This window comes from Stenotrophomonas sp. IS26, from assembly GCF_054188265.1.
In genome coordinates this window covers 34,165-60,157 of sequence record NZ_JBSZJV010000020.1, presented here as the reverse complement: position 1 = coordinate 60,157, position 25,993 = coordinate 34,165, and the positions used below count along the sequence as shown (strand labels likewise).

The following is a 25,993-nucleotide window of genomic DNA, read 5'->3' as shown; positions in this document are numbered from 1 at the left end:
TACTGCGAGGAGTGGAAGTTCTGCACGTACGGGCGGATCGTCTTGAGCAGCGCGGCGGCCTTCTCCAGCGTGACCGGGTCCTGGCTGTGCGGATCTTCGCCCAGGTAGTGCAGTGCGATCGGGATCATGTCCGACGGCGTATCCAGGATGGTGATCCCGCAGTCCTTCATCTTGGCGATGTTTTCCGGCTTGAAGATCAGATCCCAGCTGTTGGCGATGTCGGTGCTGCCACCGAAGCGCTGCTTGAGCAGCTCCACGTTGTAGCCGATGCCGGTGGTGCCGATCATGTACGGCACGCCGTACTCGTTGCCCGGGTCCTGCTGGGCGATGCGCTTCATCACCTCCGGGTCGAGATTGGCCAGGTTCGGGATCTTGCTCTTGTCCAGCGGCAGGAACACGCCGGCCTTGATCTGGCGGCCGAAGAAGTTCAGCGTTGGCACCACCACGTCATAGCCGCTGTTGCCGGCCAACAGCTTGGTTTCGACCATCTCATCACTGTCGAACACGTCATAGGTCACCTTGGTGCCGGTGGCCTTTTCGAAGTTCGGGATGGTGTCTTCGGCGATGTAATCGCTGTAGTTGTAGACGTTCAGCACCTTGGCGTCGTCCTGCTTGTCACCGCCGCCACAGGCGGTCAGCACGGATACGGCAATGCCGAGGGTGAGGATTCGCAGCTTCATCGGACTCTCCACAGGTCAGGTGCGAGTTGGGGGGAACCGGCCGGACCGGCGCAACGGGTGCCAGCCTACCGGGCATGCCCCCATTTTCCCAGCACATGGCCCTCACGGCCATGCCGGATCAGGTGCCTCGGGTCAGACGTTGAGCAGCAGGAACTCGCGCTCCCAGGAGCTGATCACCCGGAAGAAGGTCTCGTATTCCTTGCGCTTGACCGACACGTAGGCGCGGCAGAAGCGCTCGCCGAGCATCTCGCGCAGTTCCGGGCAGCCTTCCAGCCCGTCCAGCGCCTCGCCCAGCGAGCGCGGCAGGTCATAGCCCAGCTCCTTGGCGCTGCCACTGATCGGCGCGGTCGGGGAGCCTTGCTCGCGGATGCCCAGCAGCCCCGCCGCCAGGGTCGCGGCGATGGCCAGGTAGGGGTTGGCATCCGAACCGGCGAATCGGCTTTCCACCCGCATGTTCTCCGGCGTATCCAGCGGCACGCGCAGCCCGCAGGTGCGGTTGTCGAAGCCCCAGTGCACGTTGCTTGGGGAAACCTCGCCGAACATCAGCCGGCGGTAGGAGTTCACGTTCGGAGCGAAAAACGCCATCGCCGCCGGGACGTACTTCTGCAGGCCAGCCAGGTAATGGCCGAACAACGGGCTGAAATCCTCACCGCCATGCTCGCCGGTGAATACGTTGCTGCCATCGCTGATCCGCAGCAGGCTCTGGTGGATATGCATCGCACTGCCCGGCTCGTTCTCCATTGGCTTGGCCAGGAAGGTGGCATAGATGCCGTGGCGCATCGCCGACTCACGCATGGTGCGCTTGAACAGGAATACCTGATCGGCCAGATCCATCGCATTGGCGTGGGTGAAGTTGACCTCCAGCTGTGCGGCGCCGGATTCATGGATCAGCGTATCCACGTCCAGCTTCATCGCATCGCAGTAGTCGTACATCAGATCGAGGATCGGATCGAACTCGTTCACCGCATCGATCGAGTACGACTGGCGCGCGGTTTCAGGACGCCCGGAGCGGCCGGCCGGCGGCAGCAGCGGGAAATCCGGGTCGGTGTTCTTCTGGACCAGGAAGAACTCCAGCTCCGGTGCCACCACCGGGCGCAGGCCCAGTTCGGCATAGGCATTGAGGACGCGCCGCAGCACATTGCGCGGGGCCAGCTCATGCGGCTCACCGGTCTTGGTGAAACAGTCGTGGATGACCTGCGCGGTCGGATCGGTCGCCCAGGGCACCATCCGTACCGTATCGGCATCCGGGCGCAGGATCATGTCCGAGTCCGAGGGCGAGGTCAGCTCGTAGTAGTCGTCCGGGAATTCGCCGGTGACCGTGGTGGCGAATATCCCCTCCGGCAGACGTGTGCCGTAATCGTGCGAGAACTTGTCGGCCGGAATGATCTTGCCGCGCGCGTTGCCGGTGATATCCGGCACCAGGCACTCCACCTCGGTGATACGCCGGTCCTTGAGCCAGCGCAGCAGCGTGCTCTCCTGCGGAACAGGCTTGGGGGCGGCGGCTTTGCGCGAACGCGTTCGGGTGGTCATGACCGGTCTGCTGTAAGAGAGTTGCGGCGACAAGCATCGCCGAAAGCGTGAAAAATGCTGTGATAGAACGAATTGTCGGCCACCCGCCACTCCGGATGCCACTGCACCCCGAGCACGAAACGATGCGCGGTGCTGCGGGCGGCTTCTATCAGGCCATCCTCAGCGACGGCCTCGATCTGCAGGCCCTCGGCCAAACGATCGATGCCCTGCCCGTGCACGGAATTGACCCGTGCCGTGGGCGCGCCGGCCCAGCCGGCCAGCCAACCACCCTCACACAGCTGGACCGCATGCGCCGGCCCATAGTGCACCTCGACCGGCGCCTCCGGGTCTTCACGATGATCGTTCATGCCCGGCACCGCGTGCACGCGCGGGTGCAGACTGCCACCGAGCGCGACGTTCAATTCCTGGAAACCCCGGCAGATCGCCAGCACGGGCAGGTCGCGGGCCAGCGCCTCATGCAACAGGGAGAGCGCGTTCGCATCGCGCGCCGGATCATGGCGGTTGCCGGGCCAGCTCGGGGGCCCGGCATACAGATGCGGTTCGATATTGCTCACCGCGCCGGTCAGCAGCAGGCCGTGCAGGCGGCTCAGCCAATGCGCGGCCGGCAACGGCGGCTGCAGGCTGGGCAGCAGCACCGGGGTGACACCGGCCGCCTCGGCCAGCGCGCGGATGTACTTCTCACCCGCCGCCGCGAAGCGGTGATGGCCCAGCATCGTGCTGTCGGTGGGCAGGCCGACCCAAGGGGGCGAGACCATGCGTCATGCTCGGATGACCTGCAGCCACGTTACCCCCGTGCGCAGACCTCGCGCAACACAGCGCACCACCGTCGGCGCGCGCGCCCCTCACACGCCGGCGGCAGTAGCTGCGACAGACTGAGCCCTGTCCCGCGCGCCGGTTGCTGGCATCCTTTGTCCATGATTGTTGTCCTGTCCTCTTCCCGCCGGTGCCCGGCATGACGGCTGCCGGCGAGGTGCATGCACCCAGCTGGTACGCCGACAGCGTGCCGGGCGCGCCGCTACGTGAACCGTTGACGGGCGATCTCAGCGCCGATGTCTGCGTGCTGGGTGCCGGCTACACCGGCCTGTCCGCCGCCCTGACCCTGGCCGAGCGCGGTTATCGCGTCGTGCTGCTGGAGGCGCACCGCGTGGGCTGGGGTGCGTCCGGCCGCAACGGTGGCCAGGCGATCGTCGGCTACGGCTGCGAAGTGGATACGCTCGAGCATCTGGTGGGTGCTGAAGACGCGCGGGCGCTGTTCGAGTTCTCGCGCGATGGCATGCGCCTGCTGCGTGATCGCATCACCCATCACCAGATCGAGTGCGATTGGCGCGACGGCCACGCCAGCGTGCCGATCAAACCCCGCCAGGAGCGCATGCTGCGCGCCGGGCTGATCGATCTGGCCCAGCGCTACGACTATCCCCTGCAATGGTGGGACCGCACGCAGCTGCGCGGGCAGCTGGACAGCCCCCGCTATCGCGGGGCGATGTTCGATCCCCACAGCGGCCACCTGCATCCGCTGGCCTACGCGCAGGGGTTGGCCCGTGCCGCGGAGGCGGCCGGCGCGGTGATCCACGAGCAGTCCCCGGTCCTGCAGCTGATCCGCGGGCCCCGACCGCAGCTGCGTACCGCACACGGCACGGTCAGCGCCGACCACGTGGTGATCGCCGGCAATGCCTGGCTGGAGGGCATCGCGCCGGAGCTGGAATCGCGCATCATGCCGGTTGGCACCTATATCGGTGCCAGTGCGGTCCTTGGGCAGGCGCGGGCGGAATCGCTGATCCGCAACGGCATGGCGGTGGCCGATGTCAGTTGGGCACTGGACTATTTCCGCCTCAGCCGCGATCACCGCCTGCTGTTCGGCGGCCAAGCGAGCTACTCCGCCCTACCCCCGCCTGGCCTGCGCGGTGTGATGACCCGGCGCATGCGCGCGGTGTTTCCGCAGCTGGCCGACGTGGAGCTGGAGTACGTGTGGGGCGGCTATGTGGACATCACCCGCAACCGCGCCCCGCACTGGGGCCGACTGACCCCGAATGTCTATTTCGCGCAGGGCTTCTCGGGCCACGGTGTTGCCGCGGCGGGCCTGGCGGGCCAAGTGCTGGCCGAAGCCATCGCCGGCCAGGCGGAGCGCCTGGATGTATTCGAACGCATTCCGCACCGCCCCTTCCCCGGCGGGCGCATGCTGCGGACCCCGCTGCTGGTTGCGGCGATGTCCTGGTACAAACTGCGGGACGCGTTGTGGTGAGGGCTTAAGGGGCTTTCGGAGGGGGTGGCGGGTTCGGTGGCGGTGCCGGTCGGGTACTGCGCGGCGGCGGATTGGAGCCCTTGCAGCGATTCGACATTTTCAGAGACTCAAGGTGCGTCGTGACCGCCTGGCCCAGAATTGCGAAGATGATCTTCCCCATCGTTTACTCGCGCTGCGCTGATCCCCGACGTCGGAAAAGTGAGACACGGCGCGGGATCTGAAAACGGGCTTTCCATTTCCCGGCAGCTCCAGAACGGCGAGTGCCAGCAGATGGTATGAGAGCGCTTGCCGTGCTGTGCACGCCGCGCGTCACAGACCAGCGAAGTGTGGAGAATGCGTCATATCAATGCCCTCAGTGGCAGAGATTGGCACTCCTCAACCACGGGGAGTCATCTGCATGTCCGCGGCGCAGCTCGAATGCGGCCCCCATGACCGGCGTGAAGAGTTTCATAAAAAAATGAGATATTTGTCACGCCCATGGGCGTGACACGTGTCTACATGTGTATCCATACGCTGTGCGCGCCATCACGCCGGACCACTTGCGCAATTGCATAATCCGGCGCGTATATATACCGTCCAATCTGATCGCGGCATTGATACACAGGGACGTTGAAGGCACGAACAGGGGGAGCCGGTGCGAGGAGAATGGTGGAAAAATGGACTTCAGGTGAATCTGCGCATCGAGCCGATCGGGCTTGTTCTTGCCGTCATCTACGCCTTTGCATGTTGGGGCGCGCGCAAGTTGTCCCTCGACCAGTTCTACCTGCCTGCTGGCATACGCGTGGCTGCACTCCTGCTCTGTCCACCACGACTGTGGCCCTATCTGTTCCTGGGTGAGTACGCCTACTTCGCCCAGATGCGTTACCCGATGGTGGAGAAGTACGGGCTGACGTGGGTCGTTCTCGCCTCCGTCTCGCTGATGCCCACGGTGGCAATGATCGTGCGACTGCACCGCAGAATGGTGATCGCCACCACGCAGGCTTGGTTGCTCTCGGTTGGCGCGGCATCAGCCGTAGCCGTCACCTCGTTGAATCTGGTCCTGATGCACTTGCTTTGGCCGACTCCAGACATACCACTCCTCACCGGCGCGGCGCGCTACATGGTGGGTGACTTTATAGGCATTCTGACGGTCGTTCCTCTTGCCCTGCTCTGGGCAAGCAGGCGCACCGAACCGGCATGGACAGGGCGTTTCCTGGCGCCGAGCATCGCCGCACTGGCACTGATGATCTTGACCGGGATCGCTTCTGCCCTCATTCCCGCAGAATCCGCCACGATCAAGAGCAGCCTGCAACTGCTGATGGCGCTACCGGCGATAGCTCTCACCTGTCTGCTTGGTTGGCGTGGGGCGGCAATTGCCGTGCCATCGCTCAATCTCATCATTGGACTCACAACGCCAAAACCGTATCCGTTGGCATTTGATCAGACAACGTTTACGACGCAGATGATCATGGCCATTGCGAGTGTCGCCCTGCTTTTATTCGGCTCGCGCATTACGCACTATTATCATCGCTATCGGATTCGCGATGACGGCGAGAGAAATGCCCTGAAACTGGCCCGCAATTCACATATGGCCAGTGAAAAAGGTCTTCGCGAACGTGCGCTTCATCTCAGGAAGCTTGGCGATGGCATTGAGGTGTCGCTTAAAGAGGTGGTGAACTGGCTGAAACTGCAGGGCCACCATGAGATAGCAAACGCGCTTCTGAACACTGCAACGGTGCATTCACAGCAGTTCCGCGCCCAGGCAAGCATGGTCTATCCCACAACTTTGGATCAGCTGGGTCTCTACGTTGCCCTGCAGGCCGGCGGCGTGCGTGAATCCTGGGACCAGAGCAACCGGGTGACTCGGCCTCGCTTGGAAGGGGACCCCTGCATGTTGAGTACAGGCCTGCAGCTGGCGGCCTATCGTGCAATTGTTGAAGCCGTGCCCCTGCTTTTGGAACATGAGTTTGGACAGATAATTGTCCGCGCCCGATGCGGGAGGTTTGGGTTGCAACGGGGAATCCTTGTGGTGGTAGCACTGCTTGATTCAGCACAACCGTTGTCCGAAACAACCGTCGCCATGGTGGGTGAGCATTTGGCCGGCCTGCCTCTTGCGTACGGCGGCTTTGTAAACTGCCGCCGCAATCGGATCAGGATAGTGCTCAGGGAGGCGGTCGCGCGCTCATCCGCCAGAGCGACAGACATCCCACGGCAAAACTGGGTGCGGGAGAGCATCCGATCTGGACAATAGGCCGTCCGGTGCCCTCCAAGGTGCGTTGACGTGCTGCGGCACTACGGGCGGTAGCACGTCAACGCCGGCTAAGTACCGGAATTCTAAGGCTGCTGACCTGCGACCTCTACGGACCACACAGCATCATTGCCGTGTCCGTAGAGAACCAGCGAGAAGCGGGAACCTCGATAAATCTCGGCCCTCGCTGCGTTTACTGGTGTCTGTACGCGTTGCAGCGGCAACGAGACACTCGCCGAGCTTTCGCCAGCGGGCAGGGTCCAGAAGTCATCGTCCACATTTCCGATGATCACTTGAACACGCCCCACGAGATCATTCACCTGGAAATAGGAGATTCCATCGCGCGTGAACCCGTACACGTGCCACTGTGGATCTAAACTCAGATCGACAGCTATCGGCTGCGCCTTGCCCAGTCCACTTCTTGCCAAAGGAGTTCCGTGTCCATCTGACTGCGCCATTCCAACCATTGGAACCGACGCGAGAATAACGACACCCACAACACCCACAATCCTTGGAATGCGCACATTTACCTCCTGATTAAAACGTCGAGGGGAACTTCAGCGATAGTAACCGTAAGCGGACGTCCATCGATCAAACGGGGACCGCCTGAGCCGCCAGCACAGGACGACGAGCCACACGGCAGCCAGGCGGAGGCTGCGACATTGCGCGGCACCCCCTCCCCCTAAAGTTGCATGTGAAACGGCCGCTACCAGTCCCGACCCACTCGGAATCGAGCGTACGCCTCATGCCGGCACTGTTGCAGGGCGCTGTTCTCAGCGACCCCGGTGATGCCCTGCCCCAGCGGATCCTGCTGGTGGAAAACTCGCGCACGTTCACCAGCATGCTGCGCGAGGCGATCGAGCAGCGGTTGGAGCTGCCGGTCTCGGTGGCGACCAGCCTGGCCGAGGCCGGGCGGTTGCTGGATGAGGAACAGGGCTGGTTCCTGGTCCTGACCGGGCTGGTGCTGGCCGATGGCGACCGCGATACCGTGGTGGACTACTTCCTGTCGCGCGGGCTGCCCACCGTGGTGGTCAGCGGCGTGTATGACGAGGATCTGCGCAAGCGCGTGCTGCAGCAGCAGATCATCGATTACGTGCTCAAGAACACTCCGGGCAGCATCGATTATCTGGTGTGGCTGGTGCAGCGGTTGGAGCGCAACCGGCGCATTGCCGCGCTGGTGGTGGACGACTCGATGTCGGCACGGATGTACGCCGCCTCCTTGCTGCGCATGTACGGGCACGACGTCTACGAGGCCGCCGACGGTGCCGAGGGACTCAAGGCGGTCGAGGCCCACCCGGCGATCCGGCTGGCCGTGGTCGACCAGGAAATGCCCGGCATGGAGGGGGTGGAATTCACCCGCCGTCTGCGCACGATGCGCTCGCGCGACAAGCTCGCCGTGATCGGGATTTCCGGCAATACCGATCCGTCGCTGATTCCGCGCTTCCTCAAGAACGGCGCCAACGATTTCCTGCGTAAGCCCTTCTCGCGCGAGGAGTTCTTCTGCCGCGTCTCGCAGAACGTGGATCAGCTCGAGCTGATCGGCACGCTACAGGACCTGGCCACCCGCGATTTCCTGACCGGCCTGCCGAATCGTCGCTGCTTCCTGGAGCAGAGTCAGCGCCAGCTGCCGCAGCTGCACCTGGACGGTGAACAGGTCGCGGTGGCGATGATCGACATCGATCACTTCAAGCACATCAACGATACCCATGGCCACGAGGCCGGCGACGATGCGCTGCGCGCGGTGGCCGCAGCGGTGGCCCAGCATGCGCGCGAGGACGATCTGATCGCACGCTTCGGGGGCGAGGAGTTCTGCCTGCTGGTACCGGGCATGGATGAAGTGCAGGCCGTGCAGTACTTCGACGAACTGCGCCAGACCATCGCCGCGCTGGAGGTCGACCTGGGCCACACCACCCTGCGCATGACGGTCAGCATCGGGCTGTGCTGCCTGCGGCCGCAGCGCGATTCCCTGCACCGGCTGATTTCCGAGGCCGACCGGCAGCTGTACCTGGCCAAGGCCGGCGGCCGCAATCGCGTCCACTGCGCTACCGTGGCGACCGGCCCACGCCAGCGCGAGCCTGCCCTGGCGCCTTGATCGAGATCAACGCGGCCCCGGCCGCGACTGCCTAGAGTCGCCCCCAGTTGAACAGCGCGGGGAACGCACCATGGCACTTCTGGTCTGGCAGGACGATCTGAACATCGGTATCGATGTCATCGATCACCAGCACATGCGCATCGTGGAGATGCTCAACCACCTGCACGTCGCCCAGAAGAGCCTGGAGCGGCTGGCCGTGGCCGAGGTCATCGACGAACTGGTGGACTACACGATGTCCCACTTCGCCTTCGAAGAAGAACTGATGGAGGAAGCCGGGTACCCGTTCTGTTCGGCGCACAAGCGTGTGCACGAGATCTTCGGCAAGCGCGTGGGCGAGTACCGGCTCCGTTTCCAGGCCGGTGAGGACATCACCGAAGAGCTGCGTACGATGCTGTCGCGCTGGCTGTTCAACCATATCCGTGGCGATGACAAGGCGTACGCGCCGCAGGTCAAACAGCACCTCAACCAGTTCGCGCGCGACCACCAGCAGGGTAGTTGGCTGGGCCGCACGCTCAAGCGCTTCTTCCGCTGATCAGCGCCCGCGCCGCCCCATCGCCAGCAAGGCAACGATGGTGACCAGTGCGGTCACGCACAGGTAATAGCCCACCGCGACCAGGCCATAGCGCTCGGCCAGCCAGGTGGCCACATACGGCGCCGGTGCGGCACCGAGAATGCCGGCCAGGTTGAACGACAAGGAGGCGCCGGTATAGCGCACCTGCACCGGGTAGATCTCGGCCAGGAAGGTGCCGCACGGGCCGTAGGTCAGGCCCATCAGGAACAGCCCCAGCGCCAGGAATCCGAGCACCAGCCACGGGCTGCCGGCCTGGAACAGCGGCGCGAACACCACGCCGAAGGCGAGGATCAGGCCGCTGGCCACGATCATCGTGCGGCGCGTGCCCCAGCGGTCGCCATACAAGGCTGAAATGGGAATGCCGGCGGCGAAGAACAGGATGCCGACCATCTGCAGCAGCAGGAACTGCTCGCGCGAGTAGCCGAGCACGGTGGTGCCATGGCCGAGGGTGAACACCGTCATCAGGTAGAACAGCACGAAGGTGGCGAATGCCCCCAGGGTGCCCAGCACCAGCGTCAGCGGATGTTCGCGCAGCACCGTCCACATCGGCAGCTTGACCCGCTCGTTGCGGTCCAGCGCGGCCTGGAATTGCGGGGTCTCGTGGATGTTCAGGCGTACCCACAAGCCGATGCCGACCAGCAGCGAACTGGCCAGGAACGGCACGCGCCACCCCCACTGCAGGAAGTCGGCCTCGCTCATCGCGCGGCCCAGCAGCAGGAAGATGCCGGCCGAAAGCAGGAAGCCCAGCGGTGCGCCCAGCTGCGGGAACATGCCGTACCAGGCGCGCTTGCCGGGCGGCGCATTCTCGGTGGCCAGCAGCACGGCGCCGCCCCACTCCCCACCCAGCCCCAGGCCCTGGCCGAAGCGGCACAGCGCCAACAGGGCCGGCGCCACCAACCCGATGCTGGCATGCGTGGGCAGCAGGCCGATCGCCACGGTGGAGATGCCCATCGTGAGCAGCGCAGCGACCAGCGTCGCCTTGCGCCCGATGCGGTCACCGTAGTGACCGAACACCGCCGAGCCGACCGGCCGCGCGATGAAGGCCACCGCGAAGGTCGCCAGCGACTGCAGCATCGCCGCACCATCGCTGCTCTCCGGGAAAAACAGGTGCGGGAACACCAGCACCGCCGCCGTGGCGTAGATGTAGAAATCGAAGAACTCGATGGTGGTGCCGATCAGGCTCGCCAGCAGGATGCGGCGGGGAGAGTTCACGACAGGCGCGACAGCAGGTGTGGACATCGGGTCGCAGGAAAAGGCAGCTGCCGGATTCTGCCACGGCCTTCCGCTGGGTGCCGCAATGGTTGCAGACGAGACTGTCAGCCTGTGACCGGGTCGGCGGCCTGCGCATCGGGCAGGAACTTCCCCGGCACCGCAGGGTCTGACCGCGGTCACCCCACCAGGACGGTCCCGGATGTCAGCCTCACGGAAGAGTGCCACCGCCTCGCGCTGGGCGCAGCCCGCCGCCATCGTGGTGGTGATCGTTGTACACGGGCTGATGCTGGGCGTGCTGCTGCGTTCACCGGCCCCCAACAACGGCACCGCCGAGGAAACCCGCTTGGCGGTGTACTGGCTGCCGCGGGCGCTGCCTGCGCCGGCTCCCCCACCCTCGGTGACTTTCTCGCTACCCGCACCGCAGTCCCCGGCGTGGGCACGCCTGCCTGTGCCACGCGTGCCCACGCAAACCATCTCATCGCCTGCTGCGGCGGTGGATCCGCAGGCACCACGCGCCGCACTGGACCTGAGCGTGCCGGGCTCGCTGACGGGCAGCGGTATCGATGCCGCCTCGCTGGTTCCGCGCGTGCTGGGCGACCGCGAGGTACACCCGGCATTCCAGACCAGACCCAAGCGTTTCCGCATGAAGGCGGGGATGACCCCGGAGCAGATCGTGCACGGCATCTTCCAGCTGATCGGCGCATGGCCACCGGGCTACACGGTGGACCCGTGCCGCCTGACCCGGCAGCAGATCGACTATCTGCGCAACGCCGTGGATGAGATGGACCGCGACCTGCTGCGAGAGTCACTCATCCGTCAAGACCAGGACTGCTGACCGGCGTTACCCGCCTAGGTGGATCCAGGTCGCCTTGAGCTCGGTGTACTTGTCGAAGGCGTGCAGGGATTTGTCACGGCCGATACCGGACTGCTTGTAGCCCCCGAACGGCGCGGTCATGTCGCCACCATCCCATTGATTGACCCATACACTGCCCGCGCGCAGCCCGCGTGCCACCCGATGTGCGCGGCCCAGATCGCGCGTCCACACCCCGGCGGCCAAGCCGTAGATGGAATCATTGGCCATGCGCAGTGCGTCGTCTTCGTGATCGAAGGTGAGCACCGACAGCACCGGCCCGAAGATCTCCTCGCGGGCGATGGTGTGCTGCGGATCGACCTCGTCGAATACCGTTGGCTCCACGTAGCTGCCACCGGGCACCACCTCCAGCCGCTTGCCGCCCAGCAGCAGGCGCGCGCCATCGGCCTCACCGCGTGCTACGTAATCCAGCACGCGGCCTGCATGCGCCTCGTCGACCAGTGCGCCCATCGCGGCGTCCGGCTCGAAGGGATGCTGCGGCTGCATATGCCGGCCATACGCCAGCACCCGTGCCACGAAGGCGTCCTTGATCGAGCGCTGGACCAGTAAACGCGAGCCGGCCGTGCACACCTCGCCTTGGTTGTAGAAGATCGCGGTGGCTGCCGCCTGCGCAGCTTTGTCCAGATCGGGCGCGTCGGCAAACACCAGGTTCGGGCTCTTGCCGCCGCACTCCAGCCAGGTGCGCTTGAGATTCGATTTCCCGGCGCATTGCAGCAACCGGCGGCCCACGGCGGTAGACCCGGTGAACGCCAGCGCATCCACATCCATGTGCAGCGCCAACGGTTCGCCGGTGCGCTCACCATGGCCCGGCAGCACGTTGAACACACCATCAGGCACCCCCGCCTCGGCCACCAGCGCCGCCAGACGAATCGCACTCAGCGGCGAGCGCTCGGAGGGTTTGAGCACCACCGAATTGCCCGCCGCCAAGGCCGGCGCGATCTTCCACGAGGCCATCAGCAGCGGAAAGTTCCACGGCACGATCACCGCCACCACGCCGACCGGCTCGCGGGTGATCAGGCCCAGCGTGTCGAGCGCGGTCGGGGCGACTTCGCCATACACCTTGTCCACCGCCTCGGCGGTCCAGCGCAGGCAACGCAACACACCGGCCAGATCACCTTGGCGTGCGTCCCGCACCGGCTTGCCCATGTCCAGGGTTTCCAGCAACGCAAGCTCATCGGCATGCTGTTCAACCAGATCGGCCAGCCGCAGCAGCACCTGCTTGCGGTGCGAGGGTGCGGCCCGCGACCAGTCGCCCGCGTCGAAGCTGCGCCGCGCCGCCGCGACCGCACGGTCGACGTCCACCATATCGGCATCGGCCACCTGCACCAGCACGCGCCCGTCGATCGGACTGATGCAGTCGTAGCGCGCGCCACTGGCCGCATCGACGTAGCGCCCATCGATGAACGCCTGGCCTTGGAAGGTCAGTGCATCGGCCTGGCGCTGCCAGTCGTCGCGGGTGCGTGCGGGGGTCATCGGCGTCGTCCTCATCCACTCAGTCGGGTAAGGCGGTTATACCCGTCGCCGTCACGGGATGACGTGAGGCGAGTGCGATAAAGTCGTGACCATCGCGCCCTTGCGGAGTGCCTCATGCCTCGTCCCGAACCGTCGTTGTCGATCCTGGCCAGCCAGGTACCCGCAGACCTGGATGCCTACTGGATGCCATTCACCGCCAACCGCCAGTTCAAGGCCGCCCCGCGCCTGCTGGTGCGCGCCGAGGGGATGTATTACCACGACGTCGACGACCGCCCGATCCTGGATGGCGCGGCCGGCCTGTGGTGCTGCAACGCAGGGCATGCGCGGCCGCGGATCGTGCAGGCGATCCAGCAGCAGGCGGCCACGCTGGATTTCGCGCCACCGTTCCAGATGGGCTCGCCCTTGCCGTTCGTGCTGGCCCAGCGCCTCGCTGCGCTGGCACCGGCGAGCTTGAACCATGTGTTCTTCACCAACTCCGGCTCCGAAGCAGTCGACACCGCGATGAAGATCGCGCTGGCCTACCACCGCTTGCGCGGCGAGGGCCACCGCACCCGCTTCATCGGCCGCGAAAAGGCCTATCACGGCGTGGGCTTCGGCGGCCTGTCGATCGGCGGCCTGCCCAACAACCGCAAGACGTTCGGGCCGCTGTTGGCCGGCAGCGACTTCCTGCGCCACACGCTCGATCTGGAGCGCAATGCCTTCAGTCCCGGCCTGCCGCGCCACGGCGCCGAACTCGCAGACGACCTGGAGCGTTTGATCGCACTGCACGATGCGTCCACGATCGCGGCGGTGTTCGTCGAGCCGATCGCCGGCTCGGCCGGGGTGATCCTGCCCGCACCGGGCTACCTGCAGCGCCTGCGCGAGATCTGCGACCAGCACGGCATCCTGCTGGTGTTGGATGAGGTGATCACCGGTTTCGGACGGGTCGGCAACGCCTTCGCTGCGCAGCGCTTCGGGGTTACCCCGGACCTGATGACCTTGGCCAAAGGGCTGACCAACGGCGCGGTGCCGATGGGCGCGGTGCTGGCCAGCGATGCGATCCACGACGCGTTCATGCAGGGGCCGCCGGCCGCCATCGAGTTCTTCCACGGCTACACCTATTCCGGCCACCCGCTGGCCTGCGCAGCGGCCCTGGCGGCGCTGGATACCTACGCCGAAGAGCATCTGTTCGAGCGCGCCATCGAGCTGGGCGACTACTGGCAGGAGCGACTGCACAGCCTACGCGGGCTGCCGCATGTGGTGGATATCCGTAATTTTGGGCTCATCGGTGCTGTCGAGCTGATGCCGCGCAAGGACGCCCCCGGCGCGCGTGGCTACGAGGTGTTCGAGCGCTGCTTCCGCGATGGCCAGTTGCTGGTGCGCTGCACCGGCGATGTGATTGCGCTGTCGCCCCCGCTGATACTGGAGCGCAGCCATATCGACCGGATCGTGGACGTACTGGGCGAGATGATCCGCGCCACCGGCTGAGGCTGAATCCGCCGGCGACGACGGCGACCGCCGCGATCCTTACAATGGTCGGTCACGTTTCGCTCGCGTACCGGATTGCATGGACATTGTCGTCAAAGAAGAACTCAAGGCCTACATCGACCCGCTGACCCCGGACGAGCACGACGCGCTGGAGCGCAGCATCCTCGCAGAGGGCTGCCGCGATGCGCTGGTGCTGTGGGGCGAGGTACTGGTCGATGGCCACAACCGCTACGGCATCTGCCAGAAGCACGGCCTGCCGTTCCAGACGATCCAGAACACCCGCTTCCAGTCGATGGATGACGTCCACCTGTGGATGATCGAACAGCACCTGGGGCGCCGCAGCGTCTCCGATTTCCAGCGTGGCGTGCTGGCGCTGCGCAAGCGCGACATCCTGGCCGAGCGCCACCGCGCCGACCAGGCCCAGCTGCAGAAGGAAAGCGACGGCGAGATCAGCGGGCCGGCCGATGCCGGTGACGAAGACAGCCCGCCGTGGGCCGCCGCGCCGAAGGTCAGCCGCGCCGACATGGCCCGCGAAGCGCGCCTGAGCAGCAGCCAGGTGACGATGATCGAGCGCATCCACAAGCAGGCCGCACCGGAGCTGGTGGAAGCGGTCAAGACCGGTGTGATCTCGATCAGCGCCGCAGCCGCCGTGGCTGATCTGCCCGAAGACGAGCAGCGCGCCGCGGCCGCCGCCGGCAAGGACGAGCTCAAGCAGGCCGCCAAGCGCGTGCGCGAGTCCAAGCGCAAGCCGCGCAAGCCGGTCCAGGAGGTGCTGCACAGTGCCGACGGCGAGGCCGAGGCCGACCCCAGCCGCGCCGCCGAGATCGCCGATGCGCTCAACGCCCTGGGCGAAGGCCCTGCCGAGCTGCGCCAGCGCATCATCGCGCTGACCCTGGAAAACGACACCCTGCGCCAGCAGCTGGCCGCGCTGCGCAAGCAGGTGGCGGACAGCGGGATGGCCGACGCCTGATCCGGTGTAGTGCCGGCCAGCGGCCGGCACTACCTGTTGCTCATGCCGGGGTCGTTAAACTGCCGCAATGACGCCCACCTCCCCTCCCGACCCGCGCCGCGCCCAGCTGCGTCGGCTCAAACTGATCGCCCTGGCCATGCTGGTGGCGATGCTGGCCGGCTTCGCGGTCAGCCACTGGCACGGCGAACGCGGCATCTGGGCCTGGGTCTCGGCCTTCTGCGAGGCTGCCGCGGTCGGCGCGCTGGCCGACTGGTTCGCGGTGGTGGCCCTGTTCCGTCGGCCGCTCGGCCTGCCCATCCCGCATACCGCGATCATCCCGCGCAGCAAGGACCGCATTGCCGACAGCCTGGCGCTGTTCGTGCGCGACCAGTTCCTGGAACCGCAGGCCCTGCTGGCCCGGCTGCAGGTATTCGATCCAGCCAGCCGCCTGGGCAGCTGGCTGGCCGAGCCGGCGCGAGCCCGCATGCTGGCCGACATGGCGCGCGGCTGGGCCCTGCAGGCGCTGGACTTCCTCGATGAAGCGGCCGTCCGGCGCAGCATTCAGGGCTTCGTGATCCAGCAGCTGCGGCAATGGAATGCGGCCGCCACCGCGGGGGAACTGCTCGGCCTGCTCACCGCCGACAACCGCCACCAGCGCGTGCTGGACGAAGGCCTGACCCGGATCAGCGAATGGCTGGGTAACGAGAAGGTCAAAGACCGCGCGTCCACGTTGATCGTGGGCTACATCCAGCGCGAGTGGCCCAAGCTGGCCAGCACGGTCAACTGGGTCAAGCCCATCGACGAGATCGGTGACACCCTTGCCGAGCGCCTGGCGCATGCGGTGCTGGAGGAACTGCAGCAGATCCTGGCCCAGCCCGAGCATCCGCTGCGGCGCGATTACGAAACCTGGCTGAGCGGTTACATCCAGCGGCTGCGCGAAGACCCGGCCCTGGCCGAGAAGGTGGAACAGCTCAAGCAGCAGGTGATTGACCACCCGGCCGTGCAGGAGTACGTGCAGGGCCTGTGGGCGCGCATCCATGCCAGCCTGCGAGCCGACCTGGCCAGCGAGGACTCCGCACTGGCCGGCCATCTGCGCCGCAGCCTGGCCTCGGTGGGCGAGGCACTGCAGGCCGACCCGTCGCTGCGCGAGGCGCTCAACCAGCACCTGATGGACGGTGCCGAGCGCCTGACCACGCGGCTGCGCAGCGGCGTGACCGAGCACATCGCACAGACCGTCAAAAGCTGGGACGAACGCCACTTGGTCGAGCAGCTGGAACTGAGCGTCGGCCGCGACCTGCAATTCATCCGTTTCAACGGCACCCTGGTCGGTGGCCTGATCGGCGTGATCCTGCATGCACTGACGGTATGGTTCCACTGGTAACGCGATAACCGCTCGCATCGACTGGCGACGCTGGCGGAAACACCGCCAGCGTCGTTGGGCACGTCAGCCCGCGACCGCGCGTACGGCCGCCACCAGTGCGTCCATCTGCGCCGGCGTACTGAAGATGCCTGGCGTCACCCGCAGGCAGGCGCCCGAGGCCAGCCCTTCGCGCGGCACCACGAACACGCCGGACTGCTTCACCATCCGCTGCGAGGTGGCCGTGTTGTCGCGCATCGTGGTCTGCCCACGCAGCCGGAACGAGGTGATCGCACTGGACAGGCGCGGGTCGTCCGAGCCGAGCAGCTGGATGCGCGCGTCGCCGCGCAACGCGTCCATCCACTGATTGCGCAGGCGCAGCAGGCGCGCCCGCTTGTTGGCCACGCCGATGCGCTCGTGCAGGTCCAGTGCGGCCGGCAGCGCCATGTAAGCGGCGAAATTGACCGTGCCGGTGTGCACGCGGGTGCGGATGTCGTCGTGGTCCTGCTCCCCCATGTACGGATCCAGGTCACGCACCCGCCCGCGGCGGACATATACCGCCCCGACACCGACCGGCGCGCCGATCCACTTGTGCAGGTTGATCCCGATGAAATCCACGCCCAACGCGCGCAGCGGCGTGTCCACCTGGCCAATGCCGTGCGCGGCGTCGAGTACCACCTCCACGCCGGCCGCCCTGGCCAGCGCGGCGATCTCGGCCACCGGCAGCAGCATGCCGTTGCGGTGGTTGACGTGGGTCAGCAGCAGCAGGCGCACGCGCGGGTTGGCGGTCAGCGCGCGGCGGTAGGTCTCCACGATGCTGTCGTGGTCGAACGGCTCGGGCAGCGTGATCGCCACCGGCTGCACGCCGCGCCGCGCCTGCAGCCACTGCATCGCGCTGATCATGCTGTCGTAGTCGGTGTCGGCGTACATCACCGCATCGCCCGGCGACAGCCCGCGGTAGCTGCCGATCAGCACCTGCATCGCCTCGGTGGCACCGCGGGTGAGCACGATCTCGTCGGTCTCCACGCCCAGCACCTGCGCCAGACGGACGCGGGCCTGTTCGAACAGCGGTGGAAACGCGAGCCGCCCGAACCAGGCGTTACCGGCATTCACCGTGGCGGTGGCCTGCTGGTAGGCCTGCAGCACCGGGCGCGCCATTGCGCCCCAGTAGCCGTTGTCCAGCATCACGACCTCGTCGGTGAGGTCGTACAGCGCGCGCACCTGGGCCCACCAGGTTTCGTCGGCGGCCAGCTCGGCCGGCGTGCGCGTGCCCACTGCCGGCAGCGTCATCGGCTCAGCGCCCATGGCAGTCGCACCGGACAGTGCCGCGGCGACTGGCAGGGCCAGTGCGCCACGCAGAAGAGAGCGTCGTTGCCGGTCCATCAGTAGCGGATCCGGTATTCGGCGTAGAGGTTGCGGCCGTCGGTGTCATACGGCGCGTTCCGCGAATAGATCAGGCCACGGCTGGCCTGGAAGCTGGCCTCGTCCGGATAGCGGTTGAACAGGTTGTCCGCGCCGATCCGCAGCGTCTGCTGCTCGGTGACATTCCAGCTCACCGCCAGATCGACGAAGCTCATCGCCCCGAAGCGCTGGAAGATGTCGCCGGTGGCATTGCCCGAAGAGTCCGTCCATGCCCCGTAGTATCGCAGCTTGCCGAGCACGCTGAAGCGGCCCCACGCATACGTGCTGCTGAGCGTGGCCTTCTGCCGCGGCAGGCGCTCTTCGAAGATGCGGCGCTGGCTTTCATTGGTGGCCACGCCGGTGGCACCACTGTCGACCTGGGTCTGGTTGTAGTTGTAGCCCAGCGTGGTGCTCAGCCGTCCCGCGCCGAGCGCGGTGGTGTGGCTGGCGACCACGTCGACACCGCGCGTGGTGGTGTCGAAATCGTTGGTGTAGAAGCTCACCGAGGTGTACGCCAGCGGATTGGGCACGCCGGCCGGCACTGCGAACGAGGCCGACTGGCTGAAGCGGTCGGTGACCTTGATGTCGTACAGGTCCACCGAGCCGGAGAAGCCCAGGTCGTTCTTCCAGGTCAGGCCGAGCGAGGCGGTGCGCGATTGCTCCGGCTTGAGCGGTTGGGCGCCGAGCTGGATCGCCAGCGGATCGCTGGGCGCGAGGCGGCCAGTGGTGAACACCTGCAAGGTCACGGTATCCAGGCCCTGCTGGGTGCTCTGGGTGTACAGCTGACCCGGCGTGGGCGCACGGAAGCCGGTGGAAAGCGAACCGCGCACGGCCAGGTCCGGAGTGAACTCGAAGCGGCTGGAGAGCTTGCCGTCCACGCTCTCGCCGAAGGCCGAGAAGTGCTCGTAGCGGGTGGCCGCACCGACGGTCCAGCGGGCGGTCAACGGCGCTTCGACATCGATGTACGCCGCGCGGCTTCGCTGGCTCCAGCGACCGGCATTGGCCGCACTGAAGCCCGGCGCACCGTTGGCGCCACCGGCCAGGCCGGTCACCGCCCCCGGGCCGATCGCATACGACGCCGGATCGCCGGCATCCACGCCGTAGGTTTCCTCGCGCGTTTCCGCACCGAAGGCGATGTTGATCGGTGCGGCCAGCGCGCTGACCGGCAGCGAGTAGACGATATCCGCGTTGAGGTTCTTCTCTTCCTGCGAGAGGCGGCCGAGGTAGAACGAGGTGGGGCTGTCCGGGCCGAGCGAGGCATTGATCGAGTTGCCCAGCGTGTAGTCGATGCGGTTGCGCCCGTAGGAGCCGCTCACATCCCAGCGCCAGCGTTCGCCCCAGTAGCCGCGCAGACCGAGTACGCCCTGCAGGTCGTCCTGTTCGTTGCCGTATTTCGGGCTGAAACCGGTCGGGTACAGGCTGCGCGCATCCCAGCCGGGGAACACACGGCTGCGGTTGTAGATCGAGGCCGTGCCATCGGGATTGCGCCAGTTGAAATCACTGACGCCCTCGCTGTGACCGTACAGACCGAAACCGTAGAGATCGACGCTGTCGTTCAAGGCCAAGTTGAGGTTGAAGCCGAAATGGCGGTTTTCCAGGTCCGGCTGGCCCCAGCGCTGCACCGGATCGGGCACGACCAGATCCGGGTGGGCGTTCTGGAAGGCGATCGCATCGGCGCGCTGGCGGCTGCGCGAGGTCGCATCGGATTTGTCCCAGTCGGCGAACAGCGACAGGCTGCCCTTGTCACCCAGCGCGAAGCCGTGGCGGCCGCCGATCTTGCGACCGGTCCCATCGCCTTCGCTGTATTCGGACAGGCCCAGCGACAGTTCCCCGCCGACGCGGTCATCCAAGATGATGTTGATCACCCCGGCGATGGCGTCCGAGCCGTACTGCGCCGACGCGCCATCGCGCAGCACTTCGATGCGCTGGATCGCATGCACCGGAATCTGCGCCAGGTCCGGGCCCTGCGCACCGCGCGCGCCCAACAGGGCCGAACGATGGAAGCGGCGGCCGTTGACCAGGACCAGGGTCTGGTCCGGCGAAAGGCCGCGCAGCGTGGCCGGCCGCACGAACACCAGCCCGTCGTTCATGGGCATGCGCTGGACCACGAAGGAAGGCACCAGCTGGGCCAGCACGTCGTTGAGGTCGGAGGATTCGATCGCCTGGATCTCTTCCTGCGAGAACACGTCCACCGGGGCCAGCGTATCGAACTGCGTGCGGTTGCTGCCGCGCGTGCCGGTGACGATCATCGTGTCCAGGGTGGCGGGGGCCGCGGCAGTCCCTGCCGGGGCGGCCTCGGCACGCGCATCGGCGGCCGTGGCGAAGGTAAGGACGGACAACAGCGCTACAGCAAGCACACAACGATTCACTGACGACTCCGCAAACGAACAGATGGGGGATGCCGTGACGGCGTGTCACGACATCCTCACAGTCTGTTGACGCGATATTGCCCGGCAGTGACACGCAGGCGACGGTCTTATCGCGCGCCACACATACGCCAGCGCACGGCCTTGCATGGCTTCGACAGCGGCATAACGCTTGTCTAACGAAATGATAATGACTATCATTCACTGATCGGCTGTACGCCTAGCCAACCGGCGCCCGGATGCACCACGCCTTCCCCGCGCAACGCCCCGTGTACACCCCCTGATCCGCTGCCTTGCCTGCCCTGCTGCCTTCGGCAGCGCCGCTGTGCGTGGCGCGCTGACGTTCTCCCACACTGGAAGTGTTGCCATGCCCTGCTCGTCCGCTTCACCGTTGTCCCGGCCATCGCTGTTGGCGATCGCCCTCGTTGCTGCCCTCGCCGGCCCGGCGCTGCCGGCGTTCGCCGAGGCCGAACCTGGCGATGCGACCACCCTGGACACGATCAAGGTGACCGCCGACGGGGATATCCCGAACGCCTACACGGTCAAGCAGGCCAGCACCGCCACCAAGTTGAACCTGTCGCTGCGCCACACGCCGCAGTCGGTCACCGTGCTGACCCGCCAGCGCCTGGACGACATGGGCCTGTACGCGCTGTCCGATGTGATGGGCCAGGTCACCGGCGTGCATGTATCGGTCACCGATTCGGAGCGCATCAACTACATCTCGCGTGGCTACAGCATCACCAATTTCCAGATCGACGGGATGCTCAACACGTTTGGTGGCTCGCTCAAGACCAACACCGACAGCGCGATCTACGAGCGCATCGAAGTGGTCCGCGGCGCGACCGGCCTGACCACCGGTGCCGGTGACCCGTCGGGCACCATCAACATGGTCCGCAAGCGCCCGACCCAGGAGATGGCGATGAGCGCCGGGCTGACCCTGGGCCGCTGGGGCAACCAGCGCCTGGAAGCGGACATCGGCGGCCCGGTCGCGCTGGACGGCCGCGTGCGTGCGCGCTTCGTCGCCGCCAAGCAGCAGAGCGATTCCTTCCGCGATGTGTACCGTCTGGACAAGGACGTGTTCTACGGCATCGTGCAGGCCGACCTGACCGACAGCACCCTGTTCGAAGTCGGCTATGACTACCAGTCGCCGGAAACCAAGGGCGTGACCTGGGGCGTGGTGCCGTACTGGGGTCCGGACGGCACGCCGGCCAACCTGCCGCGCTCGACCAACCTCTCGGCACGCTGGAGCAGCTGGCCGATCGTGGAGAAGACCACCTTCGTGCGCCTGGAGCAGCAGCTCGGCAACGGCTGGTCGCTGAAGGCCAGCGCGACCCAGGCCAAGCGCAACACCGATGGCGACGTCTGGTATGGCGCGCAGGGCTACCCGGCGCCGGATGGCACCGGTGTGCGCGCCTACCTCTCGCATTTCGCCGAACGCAGCGAAATGAACGTGTTCGACCTCAACGCCAGCGGCCCGTTCCAGCTGTTCGGCCGCGAGCATGAACTGGTGTTCGGCGTCGGCCAGTCGGTTCGCAAGGGCGAATCGCCTGCCTCGGAATTCACGCAGCCGCCGGGCTACGATGTGGTACCGGACTGGCGCACCTGGACCGGGGATGTCGCCCCGTTGCCGCTCACCCGGCATGACTGGCTGGCCTCGGAGAACGAGTTGACGCAGAAGGCTGCCTACGTGGCCGCCCGCCTGCAGCTGGCCGATCCGTTGCTGGCCGTGCTCGGCGCGCGCTATGGCAGCTGGGAAACCCGCAGCTGGCGCTATACCAACGATGCGGCCGGCAACCGCACCGGTACCACCCGCGGCGGCTACAAGCCGGACGATTCGCTGACCCCTTATTTCGGCCTGGTCTACGATTTCAGCAGGCAGTTCAGCGCCTACGCCAGCTACACCGACATCTTCCAGCCGCAGGACTACCGCGACAAGAACAACGATTACCTGGAGCCGGTGGTCGGCGACATGTGGGAGGCCGGCCTGAAGAGTGAATTCTTCGGCGGGCGCCTGAACACCTCCGCCGCGGTGTTCAAGGGCGAGAAGGACAATGTGGCCGAGCTCGACGATTCGGTACCGGCCGCCTCGCTGCCCGATGGCGGCAGTGCCTACCGGTCCACCGGCAAGGGCAACAAGGTCAAGGGCTGGGAACTGGAAGCCCAGGGTAGCCTGACCGAGAACTGGAACCTCTCGGCCGGTTTCGCGCACACCACCATCCGCAACCAGGCCGGCGTGGCGCAGAACACCACCAACCCGGTGGACACGTTCCGCCTCAACACCAGCTGGCGCCCGAGCGGTGAATGGAACCGCCTCTCGCTGGGCGGCGGGGTGACCTGGCAGAGCCGGATCTACCGCACCAGCACCAAGCCGCGCGCGGATTACGCGACCAGCGGCCGTACCGAATCGGCGTTCATCACCCAGGATGCGTTCTACCTGGTGAATGTGTTCGCCGGCTACCGCTTCAACGACACCTTCTCCGCGCAGCTCAACGTCAACAACCTGCTCGACAAGAAGTACTACAGCAACGTCGGTTTCTACAACGGCGTGTACTGGGGCGAACCGCGCAACGTGATGTTGAACCTGCGCTGGAAGCTCTGACACCGGCTCCAAGGGACCACTGCGACGCGCAGTGAACACGGCCACGGATGGCCACTATCCTTCATCACCGGCTGCGGCCGGTGATGCCCGTTTCCCCGATTGATCAGCAGGTTTCCGTGGACAGCACGCCGCACGCCAGCGCCAGGTTCAACCGTCTTGGTTCCTTCTTCACCCGCCCCTGGCTGGGTGTCCTATCACGTTCGCTCGCCGCGATCTTCGGCGGCTACGCGCTGGCCGCGACCTGCTCGATGTTCTTCGCGGTCGCGCTGCCGATCGCACGCGGGCAAGCCGTGCTGACCGGCATGCTGGTGGCGATCGTGCTGTGCGCCTGCGCGGCATTGTGGGCGTTCGCTACCCGCACCGCCCTGCGCGCCTGGGTGGGCATCCTGATTCCCACGCTGCTGTTCTGGGTGGGCACCCGCCTGTTGCAGGGGGCCGCATGAAGAACGGATTCCGCCAATCGATGGCCTGGCTGCACACCTGGACCGGCCTGCTGGTCGGCTGGCTGCTGCTGCTGATCTTCATGGCCGGAACGGCCAGCTATTACCGCGAGGAAATCAGCCGCTGGATGCGCCCGGAGCTTCCGCGCAGCAGCGTCACCGCCGACGTCGCCGCCGAGCGCGCCCTGACCTTCCTGCAGCACAAGGCCCCACAGGCCGAGAGCTGGAACGTCACCCTGCCCGACCCGCGCAACCCGGCGATGCGCATGTTCTGGCGCAATCCCGAATCGATGGTCAAGCCGCCGGTGGAAGGCGAGCGCCGCCGGCGCGGCGGTGGCCGCTTCGGTGATGCCACCGTCGATCCGAACACCGGCGAGGAAATCGCCGCGCGCGAAACCCGCGGCGGTGACTTCTTCTACCGCCTGCATTTCGACCTGCACTACATCCCGGTGTACTGGGCGCGCTATCTGGTCGGCTTCTGCGCGATGTTCATGCTGGTGGCGATCATCACCGGCGTGATCACGCACAAGAAGATCTTCAAGGACTTCTTCACCTTCCGCCCGGAAAAGGGCCTGCGGTCGTGGCTGGATTTCCATAACGTCAGCGCGGTGATGGCACTGCCGTACCACGCGATGATCACCTACACCGGCATCGTCACCTTGATGTTCATGTACCTGCCGTGGGGCGTGAGCGTGGCCTACCCCAAGGATGAGGAGGCGTTCTTCAGCGAGGCTTTCGCGCGTCTGGCCGAGATCGAGACCCCGGCCGAAGGACGCGCCACGCCGCTGCCGATCCAGCAGTTGCTGGACAGCGCCCGCGCCGAATGGAAGGGTGCGGATGTGGCCGGCTTCACCCTGTACCACCCGGGGGCGGCGAATGCGATCGTGGATATCACCCAGCGCGATGGAAAGCGCCTGTCGGTGGATACCCCGTCGCTGCGCTTCAACGCGATCACCGGCCAGTTGCTCGAGGCCAGCCCGGCCTCGGGCGGCGCCACCCAGACCCGCGGCGTGATGTACGGCCTGCACCTGGCGCGCTTCGCCGATTGGGGCCTGCGTGCGCTGTTCTTCCTGTCCGGCCTGATCGGCTGCCTGATGGTCGCCAGCGGCGTGGTGCTGTGGGCGGTGAAGGAACGGCCCAAGCACGCCAAGTCCGGCAAGACCGGGTTCGGCCTGCGCCTGGTCGATGCGCTCAACATCGGCGCGGTGGCTGGCCTGCCGATCGCGTTCGCCACCTATTTCCTGGCCAATCGTCTGCTGCCGGTCCAGATGGCCGAGCGCGCCAACGCCGAGGTCAATGCGTTCTTCTATGCATGGGCCGCCGCATTGCTGGCCGGTTTCCTCTGGCCCAAACGGAGGATGTGGACCTGGCAGCTGTACCTGGGCGGCGCGCTGTTTGCGTTGATTCCGGTGGTCAACGCACTCACCACGCATGCGCATCTGGGCGTCACCCTGCGCAGCGGTGACTGGGTCCTGGCCGGGTTCGATCTGACCATGCTCGCGTTCGGCGCGATGCTGGCCTACTGCGGCCATCGCATGCAGCGCTGGCAGCCACCACTGAGCGCGGCCGAGAAGAAGCGCCGCCAGCAGGCCGCTGCTGCGGGGGCGACGGCATGATGCTGCTCGCAATCACGCTGACCTTCTCCGCGTTCACGGCGTTGTCGCTGGCCATGGACAAGCACCAGCTGGACCTGCACGGCAAAGCCGGCGCCAGCGCATCGCGCATGCGGGTGTGGCGCTGGGTGGGGTGGACGTTGCTGGCCGTCACGTTCGCGCTGTGCGTGATGGACCACGGCTGGGCGATCGGCCCGGTGCTGTGGCTGGGCGCGCTGACGATCAGCGGGGTGGTGATCGCGTTCGGGCTGTACCCGTACCGCCCGCGCTGGATCGCGCCGCTGGCATGGGCGTTGCCGGTGGTGGGGCTGGCGGTGGCGCTGGTCGCGCGCTGAGGGAGCAGCCACGCAGCCGCATCGCGATCGCCGATCAGGGCACCAGTGAGAACATGTGCGCGGCGGCAGGCCGGTCGTCGATGACCAATCGGTTGCGCGCCACGCCCTCGCGCAGGGCGCCGGCCTTCACCGCCACCCGTTCGCTGGCCAGGTTGCCCACGGCCACGACGATCTCCACCCGATGCAGGCCCAGCGGCCCGAATGCCTGGGCAGCCAGCGCCTGCACGACGCGGGGCGCCACGCCCTGGCCACGGCACGACTGCCGCACCCAGTAGCCCAGGTTGCAGAACCGGGGGTCGTGCTGGATCTTGTTCAATCCCGCGCCGCCGACGAAGGCGGCCGTGTCCTGGTCGAAGATTCCGTATTCGCAGGCCGTGCCTGCCGCCCAGCCATCGCGGCAGGCCTGGAACCATTGCAGCGCCTGCTCGACGCGGTAGTCGACCGCGCTCCAGGGCATCCAGCGCCGCATGCCCTCGGCCGATTCACGCACCGCCGCCGCAAAGGAGGCGGCATCGGAAGCCTCGAACGGACGCAGCAGCAGTCCCTCGGCGTGAAGCGGGCTGGCGTCCAT

Annotated in this window: 20 protein-coding genes; 12 read left to right on the top strand and 8 right to left on the bottom strand. The window is 66.4% G+C overall.

Annotation, left to right across the window (positions count from 1 at the left end):
• From ACW6W5_RS15165 to ACW6W5_RS15155, 3 genes are all read right to left on the bottom strand, one after another.
• Positions 1-680: extracellular solute-binding protein (locus tag ACW6W5_RS15165; protein ID WP_152151849.1), on the bottom strand; the 680-nt coding region annotated here is incomplete at its 3' end.
• 132 nt (positions 681-812) lie between these two features.
• On the bottom strand, positions 813-2,210 hold the full coding sequence (locus ACW6W5_RS15160) for a glutamine synthetase family protein (protein ID WP_123728825.1): 1,398 nt from the start codon (positions 2,208-2,210) through the stop codon (positions 813-815).
• Entirely contained in the window at positions 2,207-2,965 is a 759-nt protein-coding gene (locus tag ACW6W5_RS15155; protein WP_152151847.1) for a gamma-glutamyl-gamma-aminobutyrate hydrolase family protein, read from the bottom strand. Before ACW6W5_RS15155 ends, ACW6W5_RS15160 begins: the two co-directional genes overlap by 4 nt.
• A 197-nt stretch (positions 2,966-3,162) precedes the next feature.
• Here ACW6W5_RS15155 and ACW6W5_RS15150 point away from each other — a divergent pair, with 197 nt between their 5' ends.
• The 4 genes from ACW6W5_RS15150 to ACW6W5_RS15135 all read left to right on the top strand — a co-directional run bounded on the left by ACW6W5_RS15150 (position 3,163) and on the right by ACW6W5_RS15135 (position 9,300).
• Positions 3,163-4,449, top strand: a complete 1,287-nt coding sequence (locus ACW6W5_RS15150; protein WP_152151845.1) for an NAD(P)/FAD-dependent oxidoreductase — start codon at positions 3,163-3,165, stop codon at positions 4,447-4,449.
• 634 nt (positions 4,450-5,083) lie between these two features.
• Positions 5,084-6,679, top strand: coding sequence for an MASE1 domain-containing protein (locus tag ACW6W5_RS15145; protein WP_152151843.1), 1,596 nt, complete (start codon positions 5,084-5,086; stop codon positions 6,677-6,679).
• A 742-nt stretch (positions 6,680-7,421) separates the two neighbouring features.
• Complete coding sequence (locus ACW6W5_RS15140) at positions 7,422-8,768, top strand: diguanylate cyclase (protein ID WP_152151839.1); 1,347 nt, start codon at positions 7,422-7,424, stop codon at positions 8,766-8,768.
• Between the two features lie 70 nt (positions 8,769-8,838).
• Positions 8,839-9,300, top strand: a complete 462-nt coding sequence (locus ACW6W5_RS15135) for a bacteriohemerythrin (RefSeq protein WP_152151837.1) — start codon at positions 8,839-8,841, stop codon at positions 9,298-9,300.
• Here ACW6W5_RS15135 and ACW6W5_RS15130 read toward each other — a convergent pair whose 3' ends face one another.
• Entirely contained in the window at positions 9,301-10,578 is a 1,278-nt protein-coding gene (locus tag ACW6W5_RS15130) for an MFS transporter (RefSeq protein WP_121041609.1), read from the bottom strand.
• A 172-nt stretch (positions 10,579-10,750) separates the two neighbouring features.
• Here ACW6W5_RS15130 and ACW6W5_RS15125 point away from each other — a divergent pair, with 172 nt between their 5' ends.
• Positions 10,751-11,386 (top strand): hypothetical protein, encoded by a 636-nt coding sequence (locus ACW6W5_RS15125; protein WP_152151835.1) that lies wholly within the window; start codon positions 10,751-10,753, stop codon positions 11,384-11,386.
• A gap of 6 nt (positions 11,387-11,392) precedes the next feature.
• Here ACW6W5_RS15125 and ACW6W5_RS15120 read toward each other — a convergent pair whose 3' ends face one another.
• Positions 11,393-12,895: an aldehyde dehydrogenase gene (locus ACW6W5_RS15120; RefSeq protein ID WP_152151833.1), complete on the bottom strand. Its 1,503-nt coding sequence runs from the start codon at positions 12,893-12,895 to the stop codon at positions 11,393-11,395.
• 114 nt (positions 12,896-13,009) lie between these two features.
• Between ACW6W5_RS15120 and ACW6W5_RS15115 the strand changes: the two genes are divergently transcribed.
• The 3 genes from ACW6W5_RS15115 to ACW6W5_RS15105 all read left to right on the top strand — a co-directional run bounded on the left by ACW6W5_RS15115 (position 13,010) and on the right by ACW6W5_RS15105 (position 16,692).
• A complete protein-coding gene (locus ACW6W5_RS15115) occupies positions 13,010-14,362 on the top strand; it encodes an omega-aminotransferase AptA (protein WP_152151831.1) in 1,353 nt (450 codons plus the stop codon).
• A 79-nt stretch (positions 14,363-14,441) separates the two neighbouring features.
• Positions 14,442-15,332, top strand: coding sequence for a plasmid replication/partition related protein (locus tag ACW6W5_RS15110; protein WP_121041595.1), 891 nt, complete (start codon positions 14,442-14,444; stop codon positions 15,330-15,332).
• A 67-nt stretch (positions 15,333-15,399) separates the two neighbouring features.
• On the top strand, positions 15,400-16,692 hold the full coding sequence (locus ACW6W5_RS15105; protein ID WP_152151829.1) for a DUF445 domain-containing protein: 1,293 nt from the start codon (positions 15,400-15,402) through the stop codon (positions 16,690-16,692).
• Between the two features lie 63 nt (positions 16,693-16,755).
• Here the strand turns inward: ACW6W5_RS15105 and ACW6W5_RS15100 are convergent, their stop codons facing one another.
• Positions 16,756-18,051 (bottom strand): aminotransferase class V-fold PLP-dependent enzyme, encoded by a 1,296-nt coding sequence (locus ACW6W5_RS15100; RefSeq protein WP_152151827.1) that lies wholly within the window; start codon positions 18,049-18,051, stop codon positions 16,756-16,758.
• Entirely contained in the window at positions 18,051-20,411 is a 2,361-nt protein-coding gene (locus ACW6W5_RS15095; protein WP_152151861.1) for a TonB-dependent receptor plug domain-containing protein, read from the bottom strand. The genes ACW6W5_RS15100 and ACW6W5_RS15095 overlap by 1 nt, the downstream gene beginning before the upstream one ends.
• A 391-nt stretch (positions 20,412-20,802) precedes the next feature.
• Here ACW6W5_RS15095 and ACW6W5_RS15090 point away from each other — a divergent pair, with 391 nt between their 5' ends.
• The 4 genes from ACW6W5_RS15090 to ACW6W5_RS15075 all read left to right on the top strand — a co-directional run bounded on the left by ACW6W5_RS15090 (position 20,803) and on the right by ACW6W5_RS15075 (position 25,422).
• Positions 20,803-23,034, top strand: coding sequence for a TonB-dependent siderophore receptor (locus ACW6W5_RS15090; protein ID WP_152151825.1), 2,232 nt, complete (start codon positions 20,803-20,805; stop codon positions 23,032-23,034).
• Positions 23,035-23,117: 83 nt separating this feature from the next.
• Positions 23,118-23,477, top strand: a complete 360-nt coding sequence (locus tag ACW6W5_RS15085; RefSeq protein ID WP_226956599.1) for a DUF3649 domain-containing protein — start codon at positions 23,118-23,120, stop codon at positions 23,475-23,477.
• Positions 23,474-25,090 carry a PepSY-associated TM helix domain-containing protein gene (locus tag ACW6W5_RS15080; RefSeq protein WP_152151820.1) on the top strand — a complete coding sequence of 539 codons (1,617 nt, stop codon included), beginning with the start codon at positions 23,474-23,476 and terminating at the stop codon, positions 25,088-25,090. Before ACW6W5_RS15085 ends, ACW6W5_RS15080 begins: the two co-directional genes overlap by 4 nt.
• Complete coding sequence (locus tag ACW6W5_RS15075) at positions 25,087-25,422, top strand: DUF3325 domain-containing protein (RefSeq protein WP_152151818.1); 336 nt, start codon at positions 25,087-25,089, stop codon at positions 25,420-25,422. Before ACW6W5_RS15080 ends, ACW6W5_RS15075 begins: the two co-directional genes overlap by 4 nt.
• A gap of 34 nt (positions 25,423-25,456) precedes the next feature.
• Here the strand turns inward: ACW6W5_RS15075 and ACW6W5_RS15070 are convergent, their stop codons facing one another.
• Entirely contained in the window at positions 25,457-25,993 is a 537-nt protein-coding gene (locus ACW6W5_RS15070) for a GNAT family N-acetyltransferase (protein WP_152151816.1), read from the bottom strand.